We start from the raw sequence: 26,867 nt of genomic DNA, 5'->3' as shown, positions 1-26,867 counted from the left end.
TGCGAGGGAGATGTCCTACGAGCACGTGGGCAGTTGGCGGTGAGACGTCGGGGGCGTTGGAGTGTGGCTCGGTGTTGACGTCTGTCGGGACCGGGCCGCGTGAGGGCTCAGCGGTTCTGGAGCACGGACAGGACGTTGCCCGCAGGGTCCTTGAACCAGGCGATGTACGGGCCGCCTTGCCGCATGATGCCTTTCTCGTCCGTCTCGAATTCGGGGTACCTCTCGAAGGTCACCCCGCGCCGCCCGAGCTCGTCGACGGTGGCTTCGACGTCGTCAACCTCGAAGTTGAGGATGGTGAAACCGGCGGGGGTGTGGTCGTCCTTGGGGTAGACCAGTACACGTGCCCCGCCGCCGAGAGTGAGAAAGAGCATGTTCATTCCCTCCTCACTGCTCGCCTCGACTTCCAGCCCAAGCGTTTCGCCGTAGAACTGCTGGGCCTTGTCGATGTCGTTCACCGAGAAGCCGCTGAAAGCCTTGGTGTTCCTGAACATGGACGTTCTTCCTTCCGGTGTGACTTCTAAATGCTCCGTGCCAGGTCACACCATCTGCGCCGACGCCCTGTCCGTGCGCCGCGAGGAGACCTCCGGATGGTCGACACGGATCACCCTCCTGGGCGGTCATTCGCCCCCACCGGACCGCCCGCCGCCGGAAGGACAGGATCCGCCGGGCCGCCGCAGCACCCTCAGCCCGCACAAGCTATACCTGGCCGAACGGTGGGCGGAGGGCCGCGATAACGCGCAGAGACTCTGCGATGCGTTTACCTGGATCGTCGGCCACGCGGAGAACCAGGACGAGCAGGCCCGTCAGAATCTGTTGTCTTCCCGGGTGTGATGGCCGGGTGTCCGCTGGTCGAGCGTGAAGTTGCCTCCGCTGCAATAGAGATGGCACGTCGTCTTCTCCTCTTGGTGGAGGTGCCAGACGCCGTCGGTGATGGGGTTGATCGAGGAGCGGGAGGTCTCTGCCCGGCAGCGGGTTGAGTGGCTCGGAACGAGCTGGACCGGCTTGTTGCCGAGCTGGAGGAGGCGGAGGCTGCGCGGGATCGCCTGGTGATCGCGAAGGAAACGAATAGTGAGGTGCTGTCCGAGGCCGGAGAACCCAGGACGTGCGAGTTCCCATGCCCGGCCGGTTGAGCCGGAACCGGCGGTGGTCCGGGCGGTGCCCGGTTCGGTGGTGCCGGCGCGGCGGGAAGGGCTGGACGTGACGGTGCTGCCGCCGGACTACCAGCGGATCATGCACGTCCTGGCCGATCGTGAGCGGGCCGGTGGAGGGTCTGGGATCTGCCGGCAACTCGCCAGCTTGTTGGACCTTGAGCTCGTTCTGGCGAAGATCGAAAGGGTGCGGTCCAAGGCGAAGCGTCTGGCCGCGCGAGGCTGCTCGTCGAGGACACCGCGGGCTCCTTCAGCGTCGCTGTTTCGCAAGGCGGCGGCTCATGACCATGGTCATGGACCACAGCACCATCGCCTCGGACGTGGCGGTCCCCGCCTTTCGTGGTCGCGTGCCAGCCGGCGCGAGCGGATCAGCCACCCGAACGTCCGCTTCACCACCCACCTGCGGGGCAGCACCACGAAGCCCGACATGCCCGCTCGCGTTTGACGACCGTGAGTGCGAGACGCAGTGCCTTCGCGGCGAAGTCGACCAGAGGACCGGTGTAGTCGCAGTCGGCCCAGACCAGCCTGAGCAGGAAGAATTTCCTGGTCAGCCGGGTGAGTAGAACCTGTGCCGCCTCCCGGTCGGTCACGTTCGCCGCGGTGACCACGACCGTGAACAGCAGCCCTGTCGTGTCGACCACGATGTGCCGCTTGCGGCCGTTGATCTTCTTCCCACCGTCGAAGCCGCGTGAGGAGGCGGGCACGGACGCGGCTGCCTTGACCGACTGGGAGTCGATGATGCCTGCGGGTGGCTCCGGGCCCCGGCCGCGCCACGGGTCTTCCCACGCAGCCGGTCGTGCAACTCTTTGACCAGGCCGTTGTCCCGCCAGCGCCGGGAAGAACCCGTAGACCCGGTGCCAGGCGGGAAAGCCACCGGCATCGCCCGCCACTTGATTCCGTTGTGCACGAGGAAGCGGATCGCGTCGATCATCTGCCGGTGGCAATAGCTTTCCGGCTGCCCGCCACGGGCCGCCAGCCAGCCGGGCACCGGCAGCGCGGCACGGACCTGGGCCCACTCCCGGTCCGTCATGTCCGAGGGGAATGACGCCTTCGCACACCGTGGTCGGCCGTTCCCGTACACATGGGGCGAGACAGACACACGACGGGATGTCAGGGTTGGACTACCACGGACACCGGCACGGAAGACTGAGGCACAGGGCCTCCTGACGCTCGAATGGACTTCAACACCCATGAGCTGTGCGGGAGGCCCTGCCTTCATTCACCGGCCACGAGCCGATAACCCAACCGAGCACCCAATCGAGCACCCAAGTTCGACCCGCAACCGAACCTCTCGGTACGACAAACGCTACTTACGCGTCGGAGTGCTCCGGCAGGGTGAGCCAGTCCGACCAGGAGATCTCTCGGCCGAGGAAGCGCGGCTGCTCGAACGGCCAGTCGGCGGCGATCCACTGCGGCACCAGCTCATCGAGGGCCTGCTCGACCTTGCTGCCCACCAGCTCGTCCACCACCCACCAGGAGATCTCGCCGTCCGCGCCGGCCCTCTCCGGTGGGTCGATGTAGACGCAGCCGAGCAGAGCTGTCTCCGCCGCGTCGAACAGCGCGTAGTTGAAAGACTGGTGTGCGGCGATCTCCTTCTCGTGCCGCAACAGGTCGGCCTGGTCGGCCTCGTAGGTCATGGTGGCCGCGGGCCAGCCCCAGGCCGGGCCGAAGATGGTCCACAGCCGCTCGCGCGAACCCATCACAGCCGGATAGTCGAGCGGGGTGTCCGCCTCCCGGATCGGCCGCAGGTGATGACCACTGCCCGGCAGCGGCACCAGGACGGGATGGACGAAGTCATCGGGAAGCCAGCTCATAGCGCCCGACCGTAGCAGCGAGCGGCCCTCCGGTCCTTTAGATTTTGCCCGTATACCGCCAGGACCGGCCTCATGCCGGGCAGTGCCCGCGATCACCCGATCGAGACTCCCGTTCGATCGACAGACTCCATGATCGGTATGGCAACGGCTTCTCACGGTTGAAGGCCTGCGGCGTGCCGCCACAGCTGCCGAGGCGTTTGCGGTTGGCGGCCTGGTCGACCGGCGAGCAGCCGCCTCACGCTCCAGACCCGCGACAGCGAGGGCACCGACACGGCGCTGGAGCACCTGGCCCGCGCTGACGCGGTCCTCGCCACCCTGCCCTCCGGCGAGGAGGACTTCGCTGTCTGGTAGGAACGCGGCGAGAACCACTACCGCCGCGCTCAGGTCCTCGCCGAGGCGGGCCGTTTCGACGAGGCGCTCCCGGAGGCCGAGGCCGCGGTCGCCGCGCTCGACGAGGGCGGCGAACGGGGCGAACTCCCGCGGGCCGAGGCGGTCCGCATCGCATCCCTGATCGAGGGCAACGGCCTCGACCGCGCCGCCGAGGCCATCACCCGTCTGACCGTCGCCTCGGCCCGCTGCCACCAGGCGGGCTACTCCGAGGCGGCCGTGGTTCTGGACGCCCTTCGCCAGGACCTTCGCCCCCGCTGACCGACGGGAAGAGGACGACGGGGGCGGCGCGTCGGCCACCTGGGCCGGCGCGGCGCCCCTGCGTGCTGACGGCCAGGGGGTGTGCGGTCGCCGCCCCTGCCCTGGAGCGGGTCGGGGTGGCGGACTCAAGCCCCGTACCGGGTCATCGGAGATCGCCCGCCGTGCGGTTCGGCCCTCATCGACCTTGGACGAGCCCAACGGGCCCAAGTCAAAAGCCAATTGGCCCGGTCGTCCCTCGACCCTTCGCAGGGGCTCCGGCGCCCGGGTTGCCCCGGCGCCCTGTGTCGCCGATTCAGCGCAGGAGGAGCAGGACGGCCAGGGCCAGGAGGAGTGAGTCGATCCGGTCGAGCAGGCCACCGGAGCCGGCCAGCCAGTGAGCGGAGTCCTTCGCCCGCGCTCCTCGTTTGACCATGGACTCGAGCAGGTCTCCCGCCGGGGCGCCGACCGCCACCGCGACCGCCGTCGGCCAGCTCAGAGCGGACAGCGCGGCGAGTACGCCGACGGCGGCCGCGGCGCCGGCGAGGGTGCCGCTCCACCGCTTGGCCGGGGAGAGCGGTGACAACTTCGGTCCTCCCAGCCGTTGGCCCGTGAAGTACGCGACGATGTCGCCCACCGAGACGGCGATGAACAGGACGAGCGCGGTCGCGCCGAGCGGTGCCAGGGCAGCGAGCACGCTCAGCCAGATCAGCCCGAGCAGACCGGCCCCGAGCCGCCGCAGACCGTGCGTCGAGTCACCCGCCAGCAGCGGGACTGCGGCAATGGTCAGTGCCCCGACCGCAACCGCCCGTACCTCCTGCCCGGGCGCCAGCCAGGAGGTCAGCACCACGCCGCAGACGGCGACGGCCAGTACGACCCTGTCGGGCAGGGACAGACGCATCAGCCCGCCGAACTCCAGTGCCGCTACCACTGCGACCACAAGGGCGAGAAGCGTCACTCCCGGCGTACCCCACCAGAACGCAGCGGCGACCAGAGGCACTCCGACCGCCCAGCAACACCACCGGATCAGCAGTTCACGGCGGCCGGACAGCGCCGCGGCGACCCCGCCGACCGCCAGGGCGCCGCCGAGGAAGGGCGCGAGGGAGGCGACGTCGGTCACCGGGCGTACCCGGCGACGGCGGCGGCCGGGAGTTTGGGTGTCCGCCGTGACGGAGAGCTGGGCAGCAGTGTCGCCAGCGCGGCTTCGTACGCCGCGACGATGCGCGCGTTCTCCGCCGTGTCCCTGACCGCGACGCGTACCGTGCGCCCTTCGTACTGCGGCGACAGAGGAGACAGGTCGCGCAGGTAGACGTCGTGCCGACGGCACTCCCGCACCAGGCGGGCAGCGCTGGGCCCGTCGTACGGCAGAGTGATGTTGAGGAAGTTCGCGACGCCCTCCTCGATCACGACGGTGTCGTCCACCTGCGCGAGGCCGGTGGCCAGCTGGCGGCGCAGGGCGTGGGTGCGCAGCCAGCAGGAGCGGTAGTACGCGGGGTCCCGCAGGGTGGCCACCGCGGCGAGTTGTGCGGGAAGGCCGACCGCCCAGGGCGGCGTCCACCGGCGCAGCAGGGCGGCCGTGGCGGGTTCGGCCACCAGGTAGGCCGCCCGCGCGCCGGACAGCGCGTACATCTTGGACAGCGAGGTGCAGACCACGACCCGCGGGTCCACCGCGGCCAGCGGGGCAAGCGACTCGGCCAGGTCCACGTAGCCCAGATAGGCCTCGTCGATCCACCAGCGGGTTCCGGCAGGGGCGGCCTCGATCAGAGTGCGCAGTTCGGCTGCGGGTGCGTGGCGTCCGGTCGGGTTGTTCGGGTTGACGACGACCACCAGGTCGTACTGACCCGCCCCGACGACGGAAGCCAGCCGGGAGACGTCGATCCGCCACCCGTCCTTCCGGTGCAACCGGAAGCGGTCCACCCGGCACCCGATCACGCGCTCGGTGACGTGCGCGTATTCGCCGTACCCGGGATCCAGCAGCAGCACCCTGCTCTCCGGGGTCAGCCAGCGGCCGAACGCTCGAAAGATCAGGTCGGACGAGCCGGCTCCGGCTACGAGCGTCTCCACCGGCAGCGCCCGGGCCTCCGCGAGTTCCGACAGCAGACCCTCGGCGCCCGTGGGGGGCGAGGTCCGGGTGGACCAGGCCGGGTCTTCCGCGAGCGCCTCGCGTACGCCTGGAGCGGGCGGGAACCAGGCGTCCAGCACGTCGGCAGCAACGACCTCGTGGCGCCGGTGCAAGGTGCGAAAGTCCTTTCCGATGGCGGTGAAGGAAGCTCCGCCATGTTCACACCCGTCCGGGCCAGGCGCCCATTCCATGTCCAACTGCCAGTCCACGACGGAGCGGAACCGCTCCAGGGCGGTGCGGAACCGAGCGGTGGCGACCTGCGTCAGCCCGGCCACCTCGCCCGTCAGCACCTCGAAGGTCACCGCACCGCTGTGGACGGTGTGCCCGAGGGGCTTCAGGCCGACCGCCAGGTACATGGTGAGCAGTTCGGTGCGGCCCATGGCCACCACCGTGCGGCCTCCCCGGGAGGAGATCCAGCGCAGGGCCGCGTACATCAGCAGCGGTGCCACCGTCGTGCTGCGCCAGCGAGGCTCCACGGTGAGGATGCGCACCTCGAAGGCTCCGCCTTCGGAAAGCAGTGGCAGTTCGTCGCGGGTCAGGTATTTGTCGAGGCCGTAGCGCCCAAGCCACGGCGGGGTCAGACTGACGAATCCCATGCGGACCGGCCCTCGGGCCGCGACGAGGTAGACGTTGTCGCCGTCCAGCGCGTCGTGCAGGCGTCCCTCCGGGCGCGGTGCGTGCTGACCGAGCTCCTGGGCGTACACACGGTGCCTCAACTCGTGGATCCAGACCAGATCCTCGGCATCGGCGGCTCGTATCTGCACTTCGCGACTCATGAAATGCCTCTTTCGGTAGAGCAGGGGAGGGTTCCCCGATGGGAGAGCGCCGGAACACGCCACCTGGGAGGGGGCGTCACCGCATCTCCGCTGAAGGTTCGCGTTATGCGGACATCCTTGGAGGTGACGTGCGATCCGCACATGAGTAGGCGTACCTGAGTACTTGAGTCGCTGGAGAGTGGCTGGGCACCGGTGGGTTCCTGGAGCGAGTCGGCGACTGCCAGGTCCGGTTATACCTGGGCCTTGGCCACGAGATCCGTCCCAACTCAGTGCGTGGCCAGGACGAATGAAGACTGACTGGCGATCAGGTAGGCCCCACTGGGGGCTGCCCCGAGCGGGTGACCGTTCAGCTCGGAGCAACCCTCTTCGTCCCACCACAACTCACCTTGGGCGGTGAGGCAGGGGTGCAGCCCGTGGACGCCTTCGCCTTCATGCAATGCTCGCGCGACGGCGTGGAGAAGGCTCGCCAGACCAGACCAGACCAGACCAGGAGTCGGTGAAGTCGCCGTCACCGCCGTGTCCTGCCCAGCCGAGGCGAGGCGCCCCGCGCCCATCGGCCAGCAAGATCCGCCGGACAGGCCCTAGCCAAAGGAGCCCAGAGGGGGGTGCCACCAAGGCCCGTCTTCCCAGGCGCGAGGGGGCAGGCCGTCGTTCTCCGCCGCGGTGTCCATGCAGGTCTGCCAGTGGTCCAGGATTCCGCTCACCGCGAGCGGGGACTGCTCCGGCAGGACGATTGCCCACGTGCTCGTACCGTGGTCCCTCCGGGCAGCGGGGTGCCAAGAACACGTTTCGCACCGCGGGCATCGCGACCGTGCCGGTGGCGTCAGCGGTCGGCAGCGCCACCCTGCCCCCGGTGCGCGCGGCCTGCACCCGGCGAGGTAGTGGCCACCCGGCGCGACGGCGCCGGACAGCTCGGAGACCTGCCACAGGGAGCCGGCGGACGGGGGCCCGGCAGATACTGGACGCTGAAGCCCGACAGGCCGAACAGGCTCTAACCGGCGTTGGCCGGCTCGATGAAGTCGCGGGTGAGCGTCGCACCGCAGTTGCCGCCGCCTCCGTACACCTCGGAGATCACGGCGGTGGAGGACGGGGCCCGCGAAGGCGGCAGGGAGGGCGGTCGCCGAGAGCGTTACGGCGACGGCGACGGCGCCCGCGAGCAGGGCGGAGCCGGGGTTGGCCATGTGGACGTGAACTGCCCGCAAGTTGTGCCGAGGTGGCAGAAGCTAGGCACGTAGCCGGGAGTGACAAGGCATCACGAAGTTGATTCCTGGAAACACTAGGCGTGCGCCGGCGAGGCGGCGCGGAGACGGTCCGGAACACGTCGGACACGGTGCCTTCATGTGCCGTCAACACCCCATCATCGCGCCGCAATACGCGGGCAACACGCGCTTGTGGACAGGTGTCCCAGCATTCGGTCAGTGGTTTGACCGGCTTACGCCGTTCCGGCTACGTTGCGCGGCATGCAGCGATCCGCACACCTGACGACGCGAGGTCATGTCGACCTGAAGCGCGTGTGCTCCGCGGCGTGTCACCGGGCCTGAACACACGGAGCCCGCGACAGACGCCCCGGGGACACGTTCCTCCGGCGCGCTGCGGGCGCCCCGCCGCACGGGAGAAGCGGAATCGTCACCGGGCCGATACCGGCCGGTTCCGCCACGAGGAAACGCCCCGCACCTCGGCCGGGGTGGACCCGCATCCGGTATCGCCCACTGCCACCGAGGACCTGGAAGACACCTGTGAAGAGTCTGCCTGCGCCCGCCCGCCGTACCGGTCCGCCACGCCGCTCGGACATCCCCGCGGCCGGGGCCGCCCGCCGCGCCTCCGGTACGGGAGCCGTACTCGGCGCGATCCTCGACCACGGCCCGGTGGCCCGCTCCACCGTCGCCCGCGTCACCGGACTGTCGCCGGCCTCCGTGACCGGACACGTGGGACACCTCGTGTCCCGTGGCCTGGTCCGGGAGAGCGAGGAAACCACAGGTCCGCGAGGACTCGGACGCCCCCACATACCGGTGGAGATCGACACCGCCAGGTTCCTGGTCGCCGGTGCCCATATCGCCGTAGCGCACTCGACGGTCTCCCTGATGGATCTGCGCGGCCGGGTGGTGGCCGAGGACCGCAGACCACACCGCAGTACGGAGCCCCTCGGCATTCTCGCCGACCTGTCCGAGCGGCTGCCCAGGCTTATTCGGGCTGCCGCGGACGGGCGGACGGTGCTGGCCCTCGGCGTGGCCACCGGGCACCGCGTGGACTCCGCCGCCGGAATGGTGGTGGAGCACCCCCATCTCGGCTGGAGCGCCGTACCCGTACGGGAGGTCCTGGCGGCCGCGACGGGGCTGCCGGTCCATGTGGACAGCCACTCGCGGGCGTTGGTGCGGGCCGAGCAGATATTCGGTGAGGTGTCGACGCGGGCCAGCACGGTGCTGCTCTTCATCGGCGCCGTCGTGGACGCTGCCTTCGCCACCGCGGGGGAGATGCACCGGGGCCCGCGCTCGGGAGCGGGCAGCGTGGCCCATCTGCCGCTGGGGCCCGGTGGATCGGGTGACGCCGAGCCCTGTAGCTGCGGCCGTACCGGGTGTCTCCAGTCCGAGGTCTCCGAGCGCGCCATGACCCGCCGGGCCGCCGAACAGGGTCTGTACGTCCAGTCGTTCGGCGAACTGCTCGATCATGCGATGTCCGACGAGCCGCGAGCCGTGACCCTGTTCCGCCGCCGAGCGCGGCTGGTGGGCCGAGCCGCGGCGCTGCTGCTCGACATGTTCGACCCGCAATGCCTCGTCGTGGTCGAGCCCGGAGCCGGCCGGCTGCCGCAGTGTCTCGCCGATCTGCGGGCCGAGGTGGCCGAGCGCTCCGAGGTGTGTGACGACCCCGAGCGTGCCGTGGTGCCGAGCAGCTTCACCGGTTCGGTGCTGGCCACCGCGGGTGGTGCGGTCGCGCTCGCCGCGCTGTACGCCGACCCGCTGGGGCCATGGCCCGCGCTGCCCGCGGTCTCCTGACCGGCCCGGCGAACACCGACTTAATTCAGATCGTTGCATTGTTGACCCGCCCTTACCCCGAACGGGAAGATGGATTCATGACCAGCCGAAAGCGGAATTCAGGGAACGTGCCCCAGGTGGCACGTCCCTGTCGCGCGGCTGAGCCGGTGAGCGATTTCGCCCGGCACTCCTGTTGTCGCCCCTGTCCGGGTAACCGATAACTCTCGTCCTCATTTCTGTGCGGCCCGCGCCTCTGTGCGTGTTCACCCTGCCGCCCTTCTGTTCGTGCACCCATTTTCCGCCTTTCCGACCGGGGAGAGACGTTGACCGTCACTGTGTCTTCGTATGCCGCTGTCCAATCAACCGAACCCGACGCGCCCGGAATTGCCCCGGAACGCTTCAAGCAGGCTTTCCGCAGGTATCCCGCAGGTGTGGTCGTCGTCACCGCCGACGCCGGTCACGGGCCGGTCGGCTTCACGGCCACCTCCCTCACCTCGCTGTCGCTCGCCCCTCCGCTCGTCTCCTTCGGCATCGGGACGTCCACCTCGTCCTGGCCGCACATCGAGCGGGCCACCACCGCGGTGGTGAACTTCCTCGGCGTCGAACAGGAGGCGCTGGCCACCACGTTCGCGACCAGCGGCATCGACCGCTTTGCCGCGCCGACCCGGTGGAGCCGGCTGGCGGGCGGTGAGCCCGTGCTCGGCGGGGTGACCGGCTGGCTGCGGCTCACCGTCCGGCACATCGTCCCGGCCGGCGACCACCGCATCGTCGTGGCCCGGGTCGAGGAGTCCTGGCTCGACGAGGGACGCAGCCCGTTGCTGTTCCACAACGGCTCCTACCACTCCATCCGCCCCACGACCGATCAGTGATCAGGGAATACACCATGACGCACCATGACAGCCGGCGGACACTCGCCCGCCGCTCATTCCTCGCACTGGCCGGCGGAACCGTTCTGAGCCTTGCCGCCTGCTCTCCGCAGACCAAGTCCGTGGCCAGCGCGGAACCCGTCGGCGCACTACCCACCGGAGATCCGCCTGCCGGCACGAAACTGACCATCGCGGTCCGTACGTCGCGACTCCAGCTGGAGCCGTCCGGGCTCTCGAAAGAACTCAAGTTCACGGTTTCCGAATGGCCGAACCTCACCGCGGGTCCCGACATCATCCAGGGGTTCCGCGCGCAGTCGATCGACCTGGCCACGAATGCGGGAATCCCGCCGATCCAGGCACACGCCATCGGCGTCGGAGCGAAGATCGTCGGGGTGCAGATCCGCAAGAAGCCGACCTACATCTTCGCGACGGCACCCGGATCGTCCATCAGGAACGTCGAGGACTTCCGGGGCAAGAAGATCGGGTTCTCCCAGGGGCAGGCCCAGGGCGTCGTGGTCCTGCGCGCGCTGAAGGACGCGGGCCTGAGCAACGGCGACGTCGAGCTCGTCGCCCTGCCCAGCACCCAGTTCCTGACCGCCCTGCAGTCCAAGCAGGTGGATGTGGCCCCACTGGGGGAGCCGACCATCACCAAATACCTCTCCCAGTACGCCAAGGACGGCGCCCGCGGGGTGAAGACGGACGTCGTGGACCTGCTGACCGTCCTCTGGGCGCCGAACGAGGTCCTCAACGACCCGGCGAAGGCAGCGGCAGTTCGCAGCTTCATACCGCTGTGGGCGCGAGGCCAGGTCTGGGCGTGGGAGAACACCGACGAGTGGATCGACACGTACTACGTGAAGGACCAGGGCGTCTCCAAGGCGGACGGCAAGCGCATCGTCACTTCCCTCAACAAGCCTCATTTTCCGCCCAACTGGGATGAGGCCATCGCCTGGGAGCAGGAGACCGCGGATCTGCTGGCCGAGGGCGGCTTCGTACCCGAGCTGAAGGCCTCCGAGCTGTTCGACCGCCGATTCGAAGGGCTGGCGGCCGAGGCCGTGGCCGCCGAGTACCGGGAGGGGGCATGACAGATCTGTTGTCCAAGGCGCGCGAGACCGGGCCGGACGTCACCGAGGTTCCACCGGCGGTCGCGAAGGCCGCACCTGCACCCGCGTCCCGAGACCCCCGTCGACGGCTCGGCCCCGGCCGGGCTCTGCCCTTCGGGCGGCTGATCGGGCCTGTGCTGCTCGTCGCCGCATGGTGGGCCGCCTCCGCGTCCGGCTATCTCGACCCCCGCATCCTGTCCTCGCCCGGCACCGTGCTCGCCACCGCGGGCGACCTGGTCTCCACCGGGCGGCTCCAGGACAACGTCCTGATCTCCCTCCAGCGCGCCGGACTCGGCCTGTTCTTCGGTGTGTCGGCCGGCGTGATCCTTGCCGTGGCGGCCGGACTGAGCCGCAGCGGCGAGTACCTCCTGGACGGCCCTCTCCAGATCAAGCGGGCGATCCCGTCCCTGGCCATGCTCCCGCTGCTGATCCTCTGGCTCGGCATCGGCGAACAGATGAAGGTCACGGTCATCGCGCTCGGCGTCGCGGTGAACATGTACATCAACACGTACGCCTCGCTGACCGGCATCGACAGCAAGTACGTGGAGCTCGCCGAGGGACTCGACCTGGGACGCTGGCAGTTCATCCGCAAGGTCGTCGCCCCGGGCTCGCTTCCCGGCTTCTTCGTCGGCCTGCGCCTCGGAGTCACCTCGTCCTGGCTCGGCCTCATCGTGGTCGAGCAGATCAACGCCACCAGCGGCATCGGCTACATGATGTTCCAGGCCCAGCAGTACGCCCAGTCCGACGTGATCATCGTGGGGCTGGTGGCCTACGGGATCTTCGGCTTCGCCTCCGACGCGGCGGTACGCGCAGTCGAAAGGAGGGTCCTGTCATGGCGACGCACTCTGGCGGGCTGACAGAGGTTCTGCCCGGGACCGGGACCATGGACGAGCGGCCCGCGGTACGCACGACGGGGCTGGTACGCAGGTTCGGCGACCGGGTCGTACTGAAGGAGCTCGACCTCTCCGTTGCGCAGGGGGAGTTCACCGCGCTCCTCGGCCGCAGCGGCTCCGGCAAGTCCACCCTGCTGAGGGCAGTAGCCCGCCTCGACCACACGGTCGAAGGATCCGGTGAACTCCTCGTACCCGAACGGGTGTCGCTCTCCTTCCAGGACTCCCGTCTGCTGCCCTGGCTCCGGGTGCTCGACAACGTCATCCTCGGTCTGCGAGGTCCGAAGGCCCGTGAGCGCGGTCTGACCGCGCTGGCCGAGGTCGGCCTCGAGGATCGCGACCGCTCCTGGCCCCACGAGCTGTCCGGCGGCGAACAGCAGCGCGCCGCACTGGCCCGCGCACTGGTCCGCGACCCCGAACTCCTCTTGGCAGACGAGCCGTTCGGCGCCCTGGACGCGCTGACGCGGATCCGGATGCACGGCCTCCTGCGCGAACTGTACGAACGCCACCGCCCCGCTGTGCTCCTGGTGACCCACGACGTCGACGAGGCCGTGGAACTCGCCGAGCGCGTGCTGGTACTGGAGGGCGGCCAGATCTCGGTCGACCTCAGGATCGACCTGTCGTCACCGCGCTCCCGCCGTGACCCGCGCTTCCAGGAGTACCGCGACACGCTGCTCACCGCCCTCGGGGTGGCACAGCCCCAGCTCACGAACTGATTCCCGAGGAGAAGACACCATGCCGCGCAAGCAGCTCCACCTCAACGCCTTCCTGATGTCCACCGGCCACCACGAGGCGTCCTGGCGGCTACCCGAGAGCCGCGCCGCAGCCAACTCCGACCTGGAGCACTACAAGAACCTGGCCCGCATCGCCGAACGGGGGTTCCTGGACTCGCTGTTCCTCGCCGACGGCCCTGTCCTCATGGGCGACCCCGGCCGACGGCCCGCCGCCAAACTGGAACCCACCGTCCTGCTCACCGCGCTCGCCGGGGTCACCGAGCACATCGGCCTGATCGCCACCGCCTCCACCAGCTACAACGAGCCGTACAACCTGGCCCGCCGCTTCGCGTCGCTGGACCACATCTCCGGCGGGCGGGCCGGCTGGAACATCGTCACCACCGCCGGTGCCGACGCGGCACGCAACTTCGGTCTCGACGACACACCTCTGCACCGCGACCGCTACCGGCGCGCCGTCGAGTTCGTCGAGGTCTCCACGAAGCTCTGGGACAGCTGGGCGGACGACGCGGTCGTGGCCGACAAGGAGGCCGGGGTCCATGCGCTGGCCGACCGGGTGAGAAGCATCGGTCACACGGGCGAGTTCTTCCGGGTCGACGGCCCTCTCAACGTCGAACGCCCCCCGCAGGGCTACCCGTTGCTCGTGCAGGCGGGTTCCAGCGAGGACGGCAAGGACTTCGCGGCCCGCTATGCGGAGGCGGTGTTCACCGCGCAGCAGACCCTTGAGGAGGGCATCGCCTTCTACAAGGACGTCAAGCAGCGCACCGAGGCGCTGGGCCGCAACGCCGACGGCATCAAGATCCTTCCCGGCATCGTCCCCGTCATCGGTGACACCGAGGCCGAGGCGCTGGAGCTGGACGCCGAACTCGACCGGCTCATCGTCCCGGAGTACGCCAAGCGCCAGCTGGCCAGGACGCTGAAGCTCGACCCGGCCGAACTGGACCTCGACAAGGAACTTCCGGACGGTCTTCCCGACGAGGACCAGATCGAGGGAGCCAAGAGCCGCTACACACTCGTCGTGGAGCTGGCCCGGCGCGAGAGGCTGACGGTGCGTCAGCTGATCGGCAGGCTCGGTGGCGGGCGTGGTCACCGCACCTTCGCCGGAACCGCCGTGCAGGTCGCCGACACCATCGAGCACTGGTACGAAAGCGGGGCGGCCGACGGCTTCAACATCATGCCCGCCGTGCTCCCCTCCGGCCTGGAGGTCTTCGTGGACCGGGTCGTCCCCATCCTTCAGGAGCGGGGTCTGTTCCGCACCGAGTACACCGGCGCCACCCTTCGCGAGCACTACGGTCTGCCGCGGCCCGCCAACCGGCTGTTCGACCCGGTCGACACCTCCGCGGGCCACACCGGTATCGGCCTCGCGGCGGCGGCCCGGTGACCGACTGTCCGCCACCAGAGACCGGTACGCCGGCAAGGTCCGGTACGTCAGCACAGTCCGGTACGCCACCCCAGAGCGGTACGCCCCAGCAGACCGCGACGCCCCAGCAGCCGCCGCCCGGCTGGGCGCGGCGGCTGCTGGGGTACTGCCTGCGCCACCGCACCGACCTGCTCCTCGCGTTCGGAGCGGCCCTGGTCGCGGCCGTCGCCACCGCCACCCTGCCCCTCGTCCTGCGCCATGTCGTGGACGGGGTGGCAGGGGGCACCACCGGATCCCTCCTCCCCTGGACCCTCCTGCTCGCAGGCCTCGGCGCGATCCGCTTCGCAGCGAGCTTCACCCGCCGCTACCGCTCCGGACGGCTCTCGCTCGGCGTGCAGTACGACCTGCGCAACGACGCCTTCGCCGCACTGCTGCGGCTCGGCGGCGCCCAGCAGGACGATCTGCGCACAGGGCAGATCGTCAGCCGGTCCATCTCCGACATCACCCTGATCCAGACGCTCCTGCAGTTCCTGCCCAACCTCACGGGCAACGTCCTGATGTTCCTCTGCTCCGTGATCTTCATGGCGGTGCTCTCGCCGCTGCTGACCGTCGTCGCCCTGGTCGTCGGTCCACTGCTCTACCTCATCGCCCTGCGCAGCCGCCGCGACCTGTTCCCCGCCAACTGGCACGCCCAGCAGGAGGCCGCCGAGGTGGCCTCCTCCGTGGAGGCCACGGTCACCGGCGTCCGCGTGGTCAAGGGCTTCGGCCAGGAGACGCGGGAACTGAACGGCCTCGAGGAGCGCGCCCGCACCCTGTTCGCCTCCCGGCTGCGGGTCGTCCGCTTCACCAGCCGCTACAACCCGGCCCTCCAGGCGGTGCCCGCCCTCGGCCAGGTCGCCGTGCTGGCCCTCGGTGGCTGGATGGCCCTCCACGGACGGATCTCGCTGGGCACGTTCCTCGCCTTCACCACCTACCTCGGCTCCTTCGTCACCCCCGTACGCCAGGTGGCGACGCTGCTCACCGTCTGGCAACAGGCACGGGCCGGCGCCGAACGTGTCCTGGAGGTCGTCGACGAAGCACCGGTGATCACGGACGCTCCCGGCGCCCGTGACCTTCCCGACCGGCCACCGGCCCTCTCCTGGCGGGACGTCACCTTCGGCTACGGGGACGGTGCCCCACTGCTGCGGGGCTTCACCCTCGATGTGCAACCGGGGGAGACACTCGCCCTGATCGGCTCCGCAGGCTCCGGGAAGTCCACCGCCGCCGCCCTGCTGCCGCGGTTCTACGACGTGCCGACCGGTTCGGTACGGGTAGGCGGCACCGACGTCACCGAACTCACCTTGGCCTCGCTACGCTCCCGTATCGGCTTCGTCTTCGAGGAGAGCCTGCTCCTCTCGGACACCGTGCGCGCCAACATCGCGTACGGCGTCCCGGACGCCACCGACGAGCAGATCCGCCGGGCCGCCCGGACCGCCCGCGCCGACGAGTTCATCGAGCGGCTGCCCCACGGCTACGACACCGTCGTGGGCGAACAGGGGCTCACCCTCTCCGGCGGCCAGCGCCAGCGCCTCGCCCTGGCCCGGGCCCTGGTCGGCGACCCAGCGGTGCTCGTACTCGACGACGCCACCTCGGCCATCGACGCCCGGGTCGAGGCCGAGATCCACGCAGGCCTTCACGAGGCCACCCGTCGCCGCACCACCCTGATCGTCGCGCACCGCAGGTCGACACTGGAGCTCGCCGACCGGATCGCCGTCCTGGACGGCGGCCGGATCACGGACACCGGCACACTGGACGAACTGCGCTCGCGATCCGCCCTGTTCCGAACGCTGCTGTCCAGCGCCGAGAGTCCCCAGGCCGCGGACCAGGCGGCCGGCGCACCCGCGGGCCCTCCGGCCGACGGGGTCACCGCACACCTGTGGCACCGCGCCGAGAGCGCCGCCACCGCCACGGAGGAAGGCACGGCGGTCCGGGCCGCCCAGGCCCTGGCCGAAGCGGCGGCCACCTCAGGACCCGGCCGGGGCGGGCCCGGCGGCGGAGTGCTCGGCTCGGCCCCGCCGAGCGCCGAACTGATGGCGGGCCTCGCCAGGCTGCCGCTGCCCGCGGCCGACCCGGAGGTCCCCACCGCGCAAGCGGTCGCCGCCGACCCCGACTTCCACCTGGGAACCCTGCTGCGGCCCTTCCGGCTGCCGCTCGTGCTGGGGCTGCTCCTCGTCGCCCTGGACGCCGCCGCGCAGATCGCGGTGCCCGTCCTCGTACGGTACGGAGTGGACCACGGTGTGGCCCGCCATGCCGGAGGAGTGCTGCTGGCCGCCGCCGCGGCAGCCGCCCTCGTGGTGGCGGTGAACTGGCTGATCGGAGTGGCCCAGGTCCGCACGACGGGGCGCACCGGTGAACGCCTCCTCTACACCCTTCGACTGAAGACCTTCGCGCAGCTCCAGCGCCTCGGCCTCGACTACTACGAGCGGGAGCTCGGCGGCCGGATCATGACCAGGATGACCACCGACGTGGACGCCCTGTCGAACTTCCTGCAGACCGGGCTGATCACCGCCGTCGTCAGTCTGCTGACCATCCTCGGAGTCCTCGTCGCGCTCCTCGTCATCGACGCGGGCCTGGCCGTCGTCCTGCTCGTCGCACTCCCCGTACTGATCGGCGCGACCGCACTGTTCCGCCACCACTCCGTGCCCGCCTACCGGGAGGCCAGGGAGCGCATCAGCGCCGTCAACGCCTGCCTCCAGGAGAACGTCACCGCCATCCGCGTCACCCAGGCGTTCGGGCGCGAACAGCGCAACGCACGCGACTTCGCGGAACTGGCCTGGTCCTTCCGCACCTCGAGACTGCGCGCCCAGCGCTACATGGGCACCTTCTTCCCGTTCGTGGAATTCCTCGGCACCCTCTCCACCGCGGCCGTGCTCGTGATCGGTGCGGGGCAGGTCAGGGCGGGTGAGCTGAGCGCGGGAACCCTCATCGCGTTCCTGCTCTACGTCGAACTGTTCTTCTCACCGATCCAGCAGCTGTCCCAGGTGTTCGACGGTTACCAGCAGGCCGTCATCGGCCTCGGCCGGCTGCGCAGCCTGATGCGGACCCCGGCCGGCACCCCGCCGGCGGAGAGCCCCCGGCCCGTCCGGGAACTGCGCGGGGACGTCGAATTCGACGGGGTCTCCTTCGGATACGCGGGCGGCGACGGCCAGGAGGTGCTGCACGGGCTCTCGCTGCGCATCGCGCCCGGCGAGAGCGTCGCCCTGGTCGGCGCCACCGGCGCCGGGAAGTCGACGGTCGTCAAGCTCCTCGCCCGGTTCTACGACCCGACGGCCGGCACGGTCCGGGTCGACGGCCAGGACCTGCGCGACCTCGATCTCCCCGGCTTCCGCCGAAGGCTCGGCATCGTTCCGCAGGAGGCCCACCTCTTCAGCGGCACCGTCCGCGACGCCATCGCCTACGGGCGCCCCGACGCCACCGACGCCGAGGTGGAGGCGGCGGCCCGCACGGTCGGCGCGCACGAGATGGTCGCAGGACTGCGGCTCGGATACCTCCAGCCGGTGGGGGAGCGGGGCCGGGGCCTGTCCGCCGGGCAGCGCCAACTCCTCGCGCTGGCACGCGCCGAACTCGTCGACCCCGACATCCTGCTGCTCGACGAGGCCACCGCCTCGCTGGACCTGGCGACCGAGCGCCGTGTCGTGGCGGCGACCGAGGCACTGGCCAGGAGGCGTACCACCGTGGTCGTCGCCCACCGGCTGACGACCGCCGCACGGGCCGACCGGGTCGTCGTCATCGACGCCGGAACCGTCGTCGAGTCGGGCACGCACACCGAACTGCTCGCCGCGCGCGGCGCCTACCACCGCCTCTGGGAGGCCTTCCGGCAGACCGGCAACCCCGCACCGGCGGACCACCTCACCACCGATGAACTCGTCAAGGAGAACGCAGGATGACCGAATACCGCACCCTCGGACGCACCGGCGTCAAGGTAAGCCCGCTGGCCCTGGGCACCATGATGTTCGGCGCCCGGGGCAACACGGACCACGACGACAGCGTCCGGATCATCCACCACGCCCTGGACTCGGGCATCAACTTCGTCGACACAGCCGACGTGTACTCCGCCGGTGAGTCCGAAACCATCGTGGGCAAGGCGCTGGCCGGCGGCCGGCGCGACAACGTGGTGCTCGCCACCAAGTTCCACGGCAGTCTCGGCGACGACCCCAACGAACGCGGCAACAGCCGCCGTTGGATCATCCGGGAGGTCGAGAACAGCCTGCGCCGACTCGGCACCGACTGGATCGACCTCTACCAGGTGCACCGTCCCGAACCGGACACGGACTTCGACGAGACCCTCGGGGCGCTCTCCGACCTGGTCCACCAGGGCAAGATCCGCTACGTCGGCACCTCCACCTTCGAGCCCTCCGCGATCGTCGAGGGCCAGTGGCTCGCCGAGCGGCGCGGCCGTGAGCGCGTGGTCGCCGAGCAGCCCCCGTACTCCCTGCTCGCCCGCGGCATCGAGCGGGAGGTGCTGCCCGTCGTCCAGCGGTACGGACTCGGAGTCCTGTCCTGGAGCCCGCTGGCCGGCGGCTGGCTCTCCGGCCGCTACCGCACGGGCGCCGAGCAGCCCGTCTCCAGCCGCGCGGCACACCAGGCCGCTCGCTTCGACATCACCGCACCGGAGAACGCCGCCAAGCTCGCCGCCACTGAAGCCCTGGCCCAGCTCGCGCAGGAGGCCGGGCTGACCCTCGTACAGCTGGCCCTGGCCTTCGTCCTGGAGCACCCGGCCGTCACCTCGGCGATCATCGGCCCCCGTACCCTCGAACAGCTGGACAGCCAGCTGGGTGCGGACAAGGTCGGGCTGAGCCAGGACGTCCTCGACCGGATCGACGAGATCGTCCCGCCCGGCACCAACCTGTCCGCACGGGACGCCGGTTACACCCCGTCCGTGCTCACCGAGCCCACGCTGCGCCGCCGTTCGGCGTCGAAGGGGTAGGCGGCCAGCGAGAAGGAGTGCCCGGCCGGATCCGCGTAGACGCGGACATCACGCGGACCGCTGTTGCTGTCCTTCGTGTCCACCGGCCGGGCGCCGAGGCCGATCGCCTCGCGCTCGGCCTCGTCCATGTCCCCCTCGTCCACCAGGACGCGCAGATGCGCCTGCTGGGAATCCTCGGGGCGGGGCCAGCTGGGGGGCGCGTAGCCGTGGTCGCGGCGGACGGCCAGGTGCACACCCTGGTTGCCGACGATCTCGACGAAGTCAGGATCGCTGCCGACCCGCATCTCGGCGCCCAGCAGAGCCGCATAGAACCCGGCGAGCTCCATGGGCTCGGCACAGTCCAGGACCAGAACACTCGTTTTGAGGACAGTCATGCCGCGCGGGTACCCCCGGTAGGGCGGAACACGCGCGACCCCGCGGCCGGGTCCGCCGGAACAAGGGGCCGCGACCTAGGCAACTCGGGACCGCCATCGTGTCCCTGAGCGGCACCGATGATCACTGGTCCCCTACGCTGTACGCCATCAGAGTGGCTGGATCAGGGGTGGGGATCTGTATGGCGGAGCGGACGACCAGCGACCGAAGAGGCGGCACGGCAGAGCCGAGCGCATGGCGGGACGTGCTCCGCGGCTTGCTCGCCATCGGCCTCCTGCTCGCGATCGTCGTCGGCATCGCCTGGGTGTTCCTGAGTAACACGGGCTACTGGCCGGGATCGTCGATGACGACAGCCTGGGAGACCCGGAGCGACGAACAGGCACCCGAGGACAGTACCCACCACGCCTGGCTCGTCGATGACACCCTCGTCCGCGTCCGCTACGACGCCGTCACCGGCTTCGACGCCGGATCGGGCAAAGAGCGCTGGGAGTTCGCCCCGCCCCGCCGCACCGACATCTGCGCCACCAGCACCACTGCCGACGGCACCCGCGTGCTGATCGCGTACGACGAGGACTTCAGGAACCCCGACGCGGGCTGCTCCACCATCGCCGCGCTCGACCTCGCCGATGGCCGCGAACTGTGGCACACCGACCTCACCCCGGCGACCGGGGACACGTCCAACAGTGTCGGCGCCCTCGCCGTGGGCGGCGGACTCGGCGTGGTCCTCGATGCCGGAACCGGAAAGGGTGTCCCCGCCGTCCGCGCGGTCGATCTGCGCACCGGCTCCGCGCGCTGGACGGCCGCGGTGCCGAAGGGCTGCGTTCCCTCCGGGACGAACACCGCGCCGAAGCAGATTCTGGCCGTCCTGGCCTGCGGCGAGGAGATGAAGCTGGCCGCCTTCGACCCGGCCGACGGCAGGGAGCGGTGGACCACGTCCCTCGACGCCCGCCACGGTGTCCCCGTCGATGCAAGCGTGACCATCACGGCCACCGAGCCGATCGTGCTGCGGGTCGACGAGGGTGACCGGGGCGTCAACGCCTTCCTCACCTTCGGGCCGGACGGCCGCCCCGGGGCGCAAGTTCAGGTCACCGGCGACGGTTACGGCTCGATCGGCACCAACGTGGCCGTCTCCGACGGACGGCTCTTCGCGCTCACGAACGGCGGCAAGTGGGGGCTCCTCGCCGCCTTCGACCTGAAGACCGGGGACGAGCTGTGGCAGCAGGACATCGGCGGTGCCGCCTACGTCGTCCAGGGACTGCACGCAGAGGCCGGCCGGGTCATGGCAGTCAAGGGCTCCTCCAGGTACGGGGACGTTCTGTACGTCTTCGACGCGGCCACCGGCGACGAGGAGGAGGACCGGGCCTTCCGCGACGGCACGGGCTCCGTCGACGACCTGCTCCCGTACCGGGACCGGATCATCGCCGTCCGCTCGGACAGCTACAACGAACCCTTCACCGCGTACGAACGCTGGTGACGGGCGCCGCCATGAGCGACACCGCTCCGCTCACAGGTGTCACCTGACGTCGAACAGCTGCCGACCAGGGTGCCTCCCGGAATGGGGTTCTGGCCCAACTTCTGTAGTTCGTTACTGTGGGTCACCGACTAGATCTCGAAAAGGGCTTCCTCTTGGGGCGGGACCGGAGGGTCAAGGACGTCGCGAAGGCGGGTGATGCCCTGGCGCCACTTCGACCAGTTCGCAGCTTCGGCCCATAGCTCGGCGAGTTCAGACCTGTTGGAGACCGCTTGGTCCAGGGCGTCGACGGCGAGCATGTGAAGGTCTGCAGGCAACTGCGGTAGCGGCTCTGATGGGCCATAGTTCGAACACGCCGGATCTCCGTCAGGATGCTGGGCGACGACCAGGGCCACCGCGGCCACTGCGCGCTCGCCGTCGTAGATGCCCAGGAAGTCCGCAGGCCCGGCGGCACGCTTGAGCACGCCCCGAATCATGGCTTCGCGTTCTTCCAGTGCTGCCTCGTCCAGGTCACCGCCGAAGTCGGCGGCGGTGTCGTTATCGAAGGGGCCAACGTCCCAGGTACCCATGTCTCTCCACGCGTGGCTGCCTGGGGATCGTCGCATTAGCCGCTGACAGCGATGTCAGTAGGCGAGTGGTGCCCGCTTGCGCACCCACCCGGCCATGGTCCTGGGGGACGCCGGCCGCCCTTCGGCGCGGCGTCCCGGGACGAAGGCAGGCACGGACGGCACCGTATCCGCCTGCGTAACCGTGGCTTTGGATCTCCTTCCAGAGAGTCCTGGCATTCGTGCAGCCCTCGGCCCACCGCTCGTGCAAGTGCGGCTTGAAGTCGTCGAGCTTCGTTCTGCGGTTCTGCCACTGTCCTTGGAAGAGTTCTTCCGGGCTTGCCGCGTCGGTTGGGCGCTGAACGGTTCGGCAGGTCATCCGGAGTTCCCGGGCGACCGTCGCCAACCGTTGCGCCACCGCTTGGTACGCAGGTTGATACCGACGATCCGCGCGGCTTCCCGAGTGCTGTAGCCCTGCTCCATGAGCTGGAGCGCTGGTCCGCCCGGCCGGCCGGCCGGGAGGCGTCCCGTACAGCTCATGTTGCCGCCGGTTGGCCGGCACCACGTGGGCTCGGGCGGCGAGCTCCTCGATTTTCGCCAACCTCGGGCCGCACCTTGCGCAGGACCTGCACGACCGCCCCTGGCCCGCGTCTTGCGGACTCTTGGCCCCGAGCCGAGGGCTGCACCGGTTGTCAGCGGTTGATGGACGCTCCGAGGGCGGCCTTCACTGCCACGGTGCCGAGGGTGCCGTGACCGAACGTGAAGGATCCGGTGCCCGTCGTCATGGACGGGATGACCCACATGGAACCTTCTCCGGCGTTCTCACCGGGTGCGCTGACGGCGAGCTCGGCGCGGCCGTCCCTGTTGCCGTCGATGAAGGCGGCGGCCCCGCCGAAGAGGTCGTCCGCTTCGGCAGTGCCGGTGATGCCCGCCGTGGTCTGGTTGAAGCCCGTGGAACCCGTTCCGGTCGGCCCGGCCGCCGTGCCGGGCAGGATCACGATGCCGCCGGCCCTCTTGGTGGTTTCCAGGGCCTCGTTCGGGACGCCGACAGCGACCTCGCCGAAGCCGTCACCGTTGGTGTCGGCGATGGAGAGGGACGAACCGAACCCGTCGAGGTACTCGGCGGCACCGGGCACGCCCGTCGAGTCCTGGTTCATCATCTTCGACCTGCCGATCTGGGGGCCCGTGGCGCCGCCGGGCACGTATGTGATCATGCCGCCGAAGGAGAACGGGAAGTCCTCGTCGCCGTCCAGGCCGTCGTTCCGGCCCACGACGATGTCGGCGTATGCGTCGCCGTTGACGTTGCCGATGGCGACGGTCTCGCCGCCTTCGAACCTGCGTACGTCGCTGTGCATCATCCCCACGAAGGGCCCAGGGCCCTCGGGGCCGCCGGTAGCGATGCTGGCGTCCCGGTAGTCCTCGCCCCCGGAGACACCGACGATCTCGTCGAAGCCGTCTCCGTTGAGGTCGCCCGCGGCCATGTCGAACCAACTGAGGTGGTGGTCGGAAGACACGGCAGTGATGCCGGCTGCCGAGCCCTGGCGGGTGAACGGACCCTTCAGGACCTGGAGGACGGAGGCGCGCGTCGTGCCGATGTCCTGGCTGCCGTCCCCGTTGAAGTCGCCGACGACCAGCTGGCTGCCCACGTAGTCATTGGTCTCGCCCGTCAGGAGCGTGGCGCCGCCCGAAAGTCCGCCCGCACCGCCCCAGATGACGGTCAGGGAGCCTGCCCCGGACACGGTGCCGACGGACTCTCTCCACGTACCGACCACCAGGTCGGCGTAGCCGTCCTTGTCGAGGTCGGCCGAGACGATGTTGGTGCCGAACGCGTCGGAGGCCTCGGCCGCGTCGGGTATGCCGGCCGAGTTCTGGGTGAGGACCTGCTTGGTGGTGGTCTTCAAGCCGGTGCTCGACCCGTAGAGGACGCCGACGTAACCGGCGCCCGCGAGGCCGTCGACCGTGGCCCCGGGCGCGGTGAAGGCCAGGTCGGCGTAACCGTCGCCGTTGAAGTCGCTCTTCTTCCCGGGCAAGGCGGTCGTCGCCTGTGCCGGGCCGGACGGCATCGCGGCCTGGGTGGTGGGCAGAGCGACGAGCGTGGACGCCATGGTGAGGGCGAGGACCACACTGGTGCCGAGTGCACGGGATGCCACGCGGGCTCCTTAGCGGGAGAGTGCGCGCAGACTTCCGGGCACGTTCACCCGGCAGTCGTCGCACGTTCGAATGCAGTTGATCTGCACACGTACAGACAACCGGATCCGGCCCAGGGTTGTACGCCCCGGGCGCACGTGATCAAGGAGGACCCGTCGAACGACGCCGACTGCGCCGCCCCCATGAGCGCGACCCTCAGCCCGAAACCCACCGAAGCCGAGAGAGCCCTCCTCTGCACCGCGCTCACCCACCCTCGCGGCTGCGTGCCCGAGCCCGTCGACTCCGACACCGCAGACCGCATGACCGCCAGCATCGGGTCTTTGAGGAAAGCCCGCAGGATTCGACTTCACCCACCGCGACGCCGAGCAGGCCCGCAGCAACGGATTCCAGGCCCGCTCCATCCCTCTCACCATCAGCCCGGCGTTGGTGCGGGATGCTACTGGTCGGAGGGCCGGGGCAGGTTGGCGTATCCCACCACCTCGTACCGGAACGAGTGGGGTGTATCTCGCGGGAAGGTTGCTCCGCTCCTCCATGGGAACCGGACGCGCTCCGGCCATACCGGCCTTTTTCCCCCGGTGCCGTTCCGCTGGGCGCTATCACCCCGCGGCCGACGCCGCCTCGCTCCCGTCGCGCATCAGCAAAACGCCCCCAAAACGGCTTTAGACGTCGTTTCTTATGGCTTGATCCTTCGTTGAGCAGTGCATGGCGAATCTGGTTGAGCGGCTGGTGCCGGACGAGTTGTGGGTGTTGTTCCGGCGGGTGGTCCCGCCGACCGAGGTGATACGTCCTCAGGGCGGGGGTCGGCGACGGGCCGGTGACCGCGAGGCCCTGGCGGCGATCATCTTCGTGGCGACCTCGGGCTGCACGTGGCGGCAGCTCCCGCCGGTGTTCGGCCCGAGCTGGCAGACCGTCTACCGACGCTTCGCCCAGTGGAGCCGGGCCCGCGTCTGGGCGAGGCTCCACCGTGTCGTCCTCGACGAGCTCGGAGCCTGCGGCGAGCTGGACTGGTCGCGGTGCGCGATCGACTCGGTCAGTCTGCGGGCTGCAAAAGGGGGCCACTGACGGGACCGAATCCGACCGACCACGGCAAAATGGGCTCAAAGATCCACCTGATCACGGAGCGGAACGGACTGCCGCTGTCGCTCGGCATCTCCGGCGCCAACATGCACGACAGTCAGGGCCTTGAGCCGCTTGTACGGGGCATCCCGCCCATTCGTTCCCGCCGCGGACCTCGCCGTCGTCGCCCAGGGAAACTGCACGCCGACAAGGGTTACGACTACGACCACCTGCGCCGATGGCTCCGCAAGCGCGGCATCCGCCACCGCATCGCCCGCAAGGGGCTCGAGTCCTCGCAGCGGCTTGGCCGCCACCGATGGGTCGTCGAGAGGACCGTGTCCTGGCTCGCCGGCTGTCGACGACTCCACCGCCGCTACGAGCGCAAACCTGAGCACTTCCTTGCCTTCGTCGGCATAGCCGCGACCCTGATCTGTCACCGCCGCCTCACCAAGTAGAGCGAAACCTGCTGTTGTAGGCCCCTGCTGCCTCGGACTGGACGGGCGATGCTTGAATGCCGGGCATGACGGATTGGCCCAGGCTCAGCGACGCATACGGTTCAGCGGAAGGGGTGCCCGACCTGCTTGACCGGTACGAGGCGGACCCCGAAGCTGTCTCAACGGAGCTGGTTGACCGGCTCTGCCCGATGTACGACACCGCCTTCTCCGCAAGCTTCGCCGCCCTGCCCCGCCTTCTTGGGATCGCAGCCGGACGAGCGGCCGGCGAACGACTGGACGTGCTCTACCTGGCGGGAGCGATCACGGGGTGCGCCCGTTCTTCACCCGAGGCAGCTCAGGTGGGAGCCCGGGAAGCGGCCGCGTTCTGCCGTCTGACAGAGGAAACACTCACCACATCCATGACCGCAGTGGACTACGTCTTCCTGCTCCAGTCATGGATGGCGTTCCAGGGCGCCGAGGTCTGGGACCGGAATCTGGAGAACCTTGCGGAGGGTGAGCATGAAGTCGACTGCCCCTACTGCGGAGTGATGCTGACCATCGTCTTCGGAGAGGAAGGCCACTTCGCGTCCAGCGAGGACTACGCGAACCCGAAAGCGCAGAGGTCGCCCTTGCGTCCGATCGACCCCGCCCAAGCGGGCGGGGCGGTACAGGAGCTGCACCGCCGGGCCCTGGCAGATGGCCAGAGAGTCGTGGCACACGGGCTGCCATACATGTTCGGACAGGCCGTCTGCACCGACTGCGGCACGGAGCTCTCCGTGCTGGACAGACGGGCGTAGCTCGGCACTGTGGGTGAACGGCAGGCTTCACCCACTCCCAGAGGTGCAGACGATTACTTGCAGACCAGCCTGCCTGCCATGCGCGGCTCAACGAGCAATCACGCCATAAGAAACGATGTCTTAGACCGTGTCCTATGTGGGGGTTGGCTCGTTGGTCTGCGTATGGGGCGGGGTACGTGGAGTTGGATTGTTCCGGACGGGCTGTGGGAGATGGCGGAGCCGCTGATCCCACCGTCGAAGGTGCGGCCGCAGGGTGGTGGGACGCAGGACACGCCTGATGAGGCGCTGTTCGCGGCGATCATCTACGTCTTGGTCAGCGGATGCGCCTGGCGGGCTCTGCCGCCGTGCTTCGGGATATCGAAGTCGACGGCCCACCGCAGGTTCCTGATCTGGTCAAGAGCCGGTGTCTGGGGCCGGCTCCACGAAGAGATCCTGCACCGCCTGGACGACGCCGGCCTCCTCGACTTGTCCCGGGCGGTGCTCGACTCCGCGCACGTGAGGGCTAAAAAAGGGGCGAACTCACAGGTCCGAGCCCCGTGGACCAGGGCAAGCCGGGCTCCAAGATGCACGTCCTGTCGGACGCGAACGGACTGCCCCTCCTCGTCGGCCTCTCCGCGGCCAACACCCACGACAGCCTCGCGCTAAGAGGTCCTAACAGAAGCCTCTGATGGTGTGACT

At 69.6% G+C, this 26,867-nt stretch carries 21 protein-coding genes and 2 pseudogenes; 13 read left to right on the top strand and 10 right to left on the bottom strand.

Annotated features, from left to right (window positions below; translation table 11 throughout):
• Positions 1-107: 107 nt before the first annotated feature.
• Positions 108-491: a VOC family protein gene (locus AB0C82_RS33245; protein WP_362849608.1), complete on the bottom strand. Its 384-nt coding sequence runs from the start codon at positions 489-491 to the stop codon at positions 108-110.
• Between AB0C82_RS33245 and AB0C82_RS33240 the strand changes: the two genes are divergently transcribed.
• Entirely contained in the window at positions 445-831 is a 387-nt protein-coding gene (locus tag AB0C82_RS33240; RefSeq protein ID WP_362849606.1) for a hypothetical protein, read from the top strand. The two genes, AB0C82_RS33245 and AB0C82_RS33240, sit on opposite strands and share 47 nt — an antisense overlap.
• 706 nt (positions 832-1,537) lie before the next feature.
• Here AB0C82_RS33240 and AB0C82_RS33235 read toward each other — a convergent pair.
• The 6 genes and pseudogenes from AB0C82_RS33235 to AB0C82_RS33210 form a co-directional block, all read right to left on the bottom strand.
• Positions 1,538-1,852, bottom strand: coding sequence for a transposase (locus AB0C82_RS33235; protein ID WP_362849604.1), 315 nt, complete (start codon positions 1,850-1,852; stop codon positions 1,538-1,540).
• Complete coding sequence (locus AB0C82_RS33230; protein WP_362849601.1) at positions 1,735-2,178, bottom strand: transposase; 444 nt, start codon at positions 2,176-2,178, stop codon at positions 1,735-1,737. The genes AB0C82_RS33235 and AB0C82_RS33230 overlap by 118 nt, the downstream gene beginning before the upstream one ends.
• 280 nt (positions 2,179-2,458) lie before the next feature.
• The gene (locus tag AB0C82_RS33225; RefSeq protein WP_362849598.1) at positions 2,459-2,962 is read right to left on the bottom strand and encodes an N-acetyltransferase; all 504 of its coding nucleotides are present in this window, start codon (positions 2,960-2,962) and stop codon (positions 2,459-2,461) included.
• A 940-nt stretch (positions 2,963-3,902) separates the two neighbouring features.
• Positions 3,903-4,706 (bottom strand): phosphatidate cytidylyltransferase, encoded by an 804-nt coding sequence (locus AB0C82_RS33220; protein ID WP_362849596.1) that lies wholly within the window; start codon positions 4,704-4,706, stop codon positions 3,903-3,905.
• Positions 4,703-6,484 (bottom strand): histidinol-phosphate transaminase, encoded by a 1,782-nt coding sequence (locus AB0C82_RS33215; protein WP_362849593.1) that lies wholly within the window; start codon positions 6,482-6,484, stop codon positions 4,703-4,705. The genes AB0C82_RS33220 and AB0C82_RS33215 overlap by 4 nt, the downstream gene beginning before the upstream one ends.
• A gap of 795 nt (positions 6,485-7,279) precedes the next feature.
• Positions 7,280-7,665 (bottom strand): annotated as a pseudogene (locus AB0C82_RS33210) (hypothetical protein); the annotation flags it as partial.
• A 555-nt stretch (positions 7,666-8,220) separates the two neighbouring features.
• Here AB0C82_RS33210 and AB0C82_RS33205 point away from each other — a divergent pair.
• From AB0C82_RS33205 to AB0C82_RS33170, 8 genes are all read left to right on the top strand, one after another.
• Positions 8,221-9,474, top strand: coding sequence for an ROK family transcriptional regulator (locus AB0C82_RS33205; RefSeq protein ID WP_362849590.1), 1,254 nt, complete (start codon positions 8,221-8,223; stop codon positions 9,472-9,474).
• Between the two features lie 302 nt (positions 9,475-9,776).
• Positions 9,777-10,322, top strand: coding sequence for a flavin reductase family protein (locus tag AB0C82_RS33200; RefSeq protein WP_362849588.1), 546 nt, complete (start codon positions 9,777-9,779; stop codon positions 10,320-10,322).
• Positions 10,323-10,336: 14 nt separating this feature from the next.
• Positions 10,337-11,401: an ABC transporter substrate-binding protein gene (locus AB0C82_RS33195; protein WP_362849585.1), complete on the top strand. Its 1,065-nt coding sequence runs from the start codon at positions 10,337-10,339 to the stop codon at positions 11,399-11,401.
• Entirely contained in the window at positions 11,398-12,276 is an 879-nt protein-coding gene (locus AB0C82_RS33190; protein WP_362849582.1) for an ABC transporter permease, read from the top strand. The genes AB0C82_RS33195 and AB0C82_RS33190 overlap by 4 nt, the downstream gene beginning before the upstream one ends.
• Positions 12,252-13,025: an ABC transporter ATP-binding protein gene (locus tag AB0C82_RS33185; RefSeq protein ID WP_362849579.1), complete on the top strand. Its 774-nt coding sequence runs from the start codon at positions 12,252-12,254 to the stop codon at positions 13,023-13,025. The genes AB0C82_RS33190 and AB0C82_RS33185 overlap by 25 nt, the downstream gene beginning before the upstream one ends.
• A 19-nt stretch (positions 13,026-13,044) precedes the next feature.
• Positions 13,045-14,421 carry an LLM class flavin-dependent oxidoreductase gene (locus AB0C82_RS33180; protein ID WP_362849576.1) on the top strand — a complete coding sequence of 459 codons (1,377 nt, stop codon included), beginning with the start codon at positions 13,045-13,047 and terminating at the stop codon, positions 14,419-14,421.
• A gap of 134 nt (positions 14,422-14,555) precedes the next feature.
• Complete coding sequence (locus AB0C82_RS33175; protein WP_362849688.1) at positions 14,556-18,326, top strand: ABC transporter ATP-binding protein; 3,771 nt, start codon at positions 14,556-14,558, stop codon at positions 18,324-18,326.
• The gene (locus tag AB0C82_RS33170; RefSeq protein WP_362849574.1) at positions 18,323-19,366 is read left to right on the top strand and encodes an aldo/keto reductase; all 1,044 of its coding nucleotides are present in this window, start codon (positions 18,323-18,325) and stop codon (positions 19,364-19,366) included. Before AB0C82_RS33175 ends, AB0C82_RS33170 begins: the two co-directional genes overlap by 4 nt.
• Here the strand turns inward: AB0C82_RS33170 and AB0C82_RS33165 are convergent.
• Complete coding sequence (locus AB0C82_RS33165; protein WP_362849572.1) at positions 19,306-19,740, bottom strand: VOC family protein; 435 nt, start codon at positions 19,738-19,740, stop codon at positions 19,306-19,308. The two genes, AB0C82_RS33170 and AB0C82_RS33165, sit on opposite strands and share 61 nt — an antisense overlap.
• 179 nt (positions 19,741-19,919) lie before the next feature.
• On the opposite strand from AB0C82_RS33165, the gene AB0C82_RS33160 reads away from it, so the two are divergent.
• Positions 19,920-21,212 carry a PQQ-binding-like beta-propeller repeat protein gene (locus AB0C82_RS33160; protein WP_362849570.1) on the top strand — a complete coding sequence of 431 codons (1,293 nt, stop codon included), beginning with the start codon at positions 19,920-19,922 and terminating at the stop codon, positions 21,210-21,212.
• Between the two features lie 128 nt (positions 21,213-21,340).
• On the opposite strand, the gene AB0C82_RS33155 is transcribed toward AB0C82_RS33160, so the two are convergent.
• Entirely contained in the window at positions 21,341-21,778 is a 438-nt protein-coding gene (locus AB0C82_RS33155; RefSeq protein ID WP_362849567.1) for a DUF4259 domain-containing protein, read from the bottom strand.
• Positions 21,779-22,446: 668 nt separating this feature from the next.
• A complete protein-coding gene (locus AB0C82_RS33150) occupies positions 22,447-23,904 on the bottom strand; it encodes a VCBS repeat-containing protein (protein WP_362849564.1) in 1,458 nt (485 codons plus the stop codon).
• A 700-nt stretch (positions 23,905-24,604) separates the two neighbouring features.
• Here AB0C82_RS33150 and AB0C82_RS33145 point away from each other — a divergent pair.
• The 3 genes and pseudogenes from AB0C82_RS33145 to AB0C82_RS33135 all read left to right on the top strand — a co-directional run.
• A protein-coding gene (locus tag AB0C82_RS33145) for an IS5 family transposase (protein ID WP_362849562.1) occupies positions 24,605-25,413 on the top strand; the annotation gives its coding sequence in 2 pieces (ribosomal slippage) (positions 24,605-24,952 and positions 24,955-25,413; 807 coding nt in all).
• A 65-nt stretch (positions 25,414-25,478) separates the two neighbouring features.
• Entirely contained in the window at positions 25,479-26,189 is a 711-nt protein-coding gene (locus tag AB0C82_RS33140; protein WP_362849559.1) for a hypothetical protein, read from the top strand.
• Positions 26,190-26,351: 162 nt separating this feature from the next.
• Positions 26,352-26,827: pseudogene (locus AB0C82_RS33135) on the top strand (IS5 family transposase); the annotation flags it as partial.
• Between the last annotated feature and the right edge of the window lie 40 nt (positions 26,828-26,867).

The organism is Streptomyces sp. NPDC048560 (assembly GCF_040650955.1).
In the GTDB taxonomy this organism is placed as follows: domain Bacteria; phylum Actinomycetota; class Actinomycetes; order Streptomycetales; family Streptomycetaceae; genus Streptomyces.
The sequence above is the reverse complement of the archived record's forward strand: the minus strand, read 5'-3'. Positions and strand labels throughout refer to the sequence as shown.

Excerpts from the sequence above, each read along its gene's own strand:
- AB0C82_RS33180 (WP_362849576.1), top strand. The coding sequence starts at position 13,045 with ATGCCGCGCAAGCAGCTCCACCTCAACGCCTTCCTGATGTCCACCGGC.
- AB0C82_RS33230 (WP_362849601.1), bottom strand. The coding sequence starts at position 2,178 with ATGACGGACCGGGAGTGGGCCCAGGTCCGTGCCGCGCTGCCGGTGCCC.
- AB0C82_RS33215 (WP_362849593.1), bottom strand. The coding sequence starts at position 6,484 with ATGAGTCGCGAAGTGCAGATACGAGCCGCCGATGCCGAGGATCTGGTC.
- AB0C82_RS33160 (WP_362849570.1), top strand. The coding sequence starts at position 19,920 with ATGGCGGAGCGGACGACCAGCGACCGAAGAGGCGGCACGGCAGAGCCG.
- AB0C82_RS33240 (WP_362849606.1), top strand. The coding sequence starts at position 445 with ATGTCGTTCACCGAGAAGCCGCTGAAAGCCTTGGTGTTCCTGAACATG.
- AB0C82_RS33140 (WP_362849559.1), top strand. The coding sequence starts at position 25,479 with ATGACGGATTGGCCCAGGCTCAGCGACGCATACGGTTCAGCGGAAGGG.
- AB0C82_RS33195 (WP_362849585.1), top strand. The coding sequence starts at position 10,337 with ATGACGCACCATGACAGCCGGCGGACACTCGCCCGCCGCTCATTCCTC.
- AB0C82_RS33155 (WP_362849567.1), bottom strand. The coding sequence starts at position 21,778 with ATGGGTACCTGGGACGTTGGCCCCTTCGATAACGACACCGCCGCCGAC.
- AB0C82_RS33190 (WP_362849582.1), top strand. The coding sequence starts at position 11,398 with ATGACAGATCTGTTGTCCAAGGCGCGCGAGACCGGGCCGGACGTCACC.
- AB0C82_RS33225 (WP_362849598.1), bottom strand. The coding sequence starts at position 2,962 with ATGAGCTGGCTTCCCGATGACTTCGTCCATCCCGTCCTGGTGCCGCTG.
- AB0C82_RS33185 (WP_362849579.1), top strand. The coding sequence starts at position 12,252 with ATGGCGACGCACTCTGGCGGGCTGACAGAGGTTCTGCCCGGGACCGGG.
- AB0C82_RS33165 (WP_362849572.1), bottom strand. The coding sequence starts at position 19,740 with ATGACTGTCCTCAAAACGAGTGTTCTGGTCCTGGACTGTGCCGAGCCC.
- AB0C82_RS33170 (WP_362849574.1), top strand. The coding sequence starts at position 18,323 with ATGACCGAATACCGCACCCTCGGACGCACCGGCGTCAAGGTAAGCCCG.
- AB0C82_RS33245 (WP_362849608.1), bottom strand. The coding sequence starts at position 491 with ATGTTCAGGAACACCAAGGCTTTCAGCGGCTTCTCGGTGAACGACATC.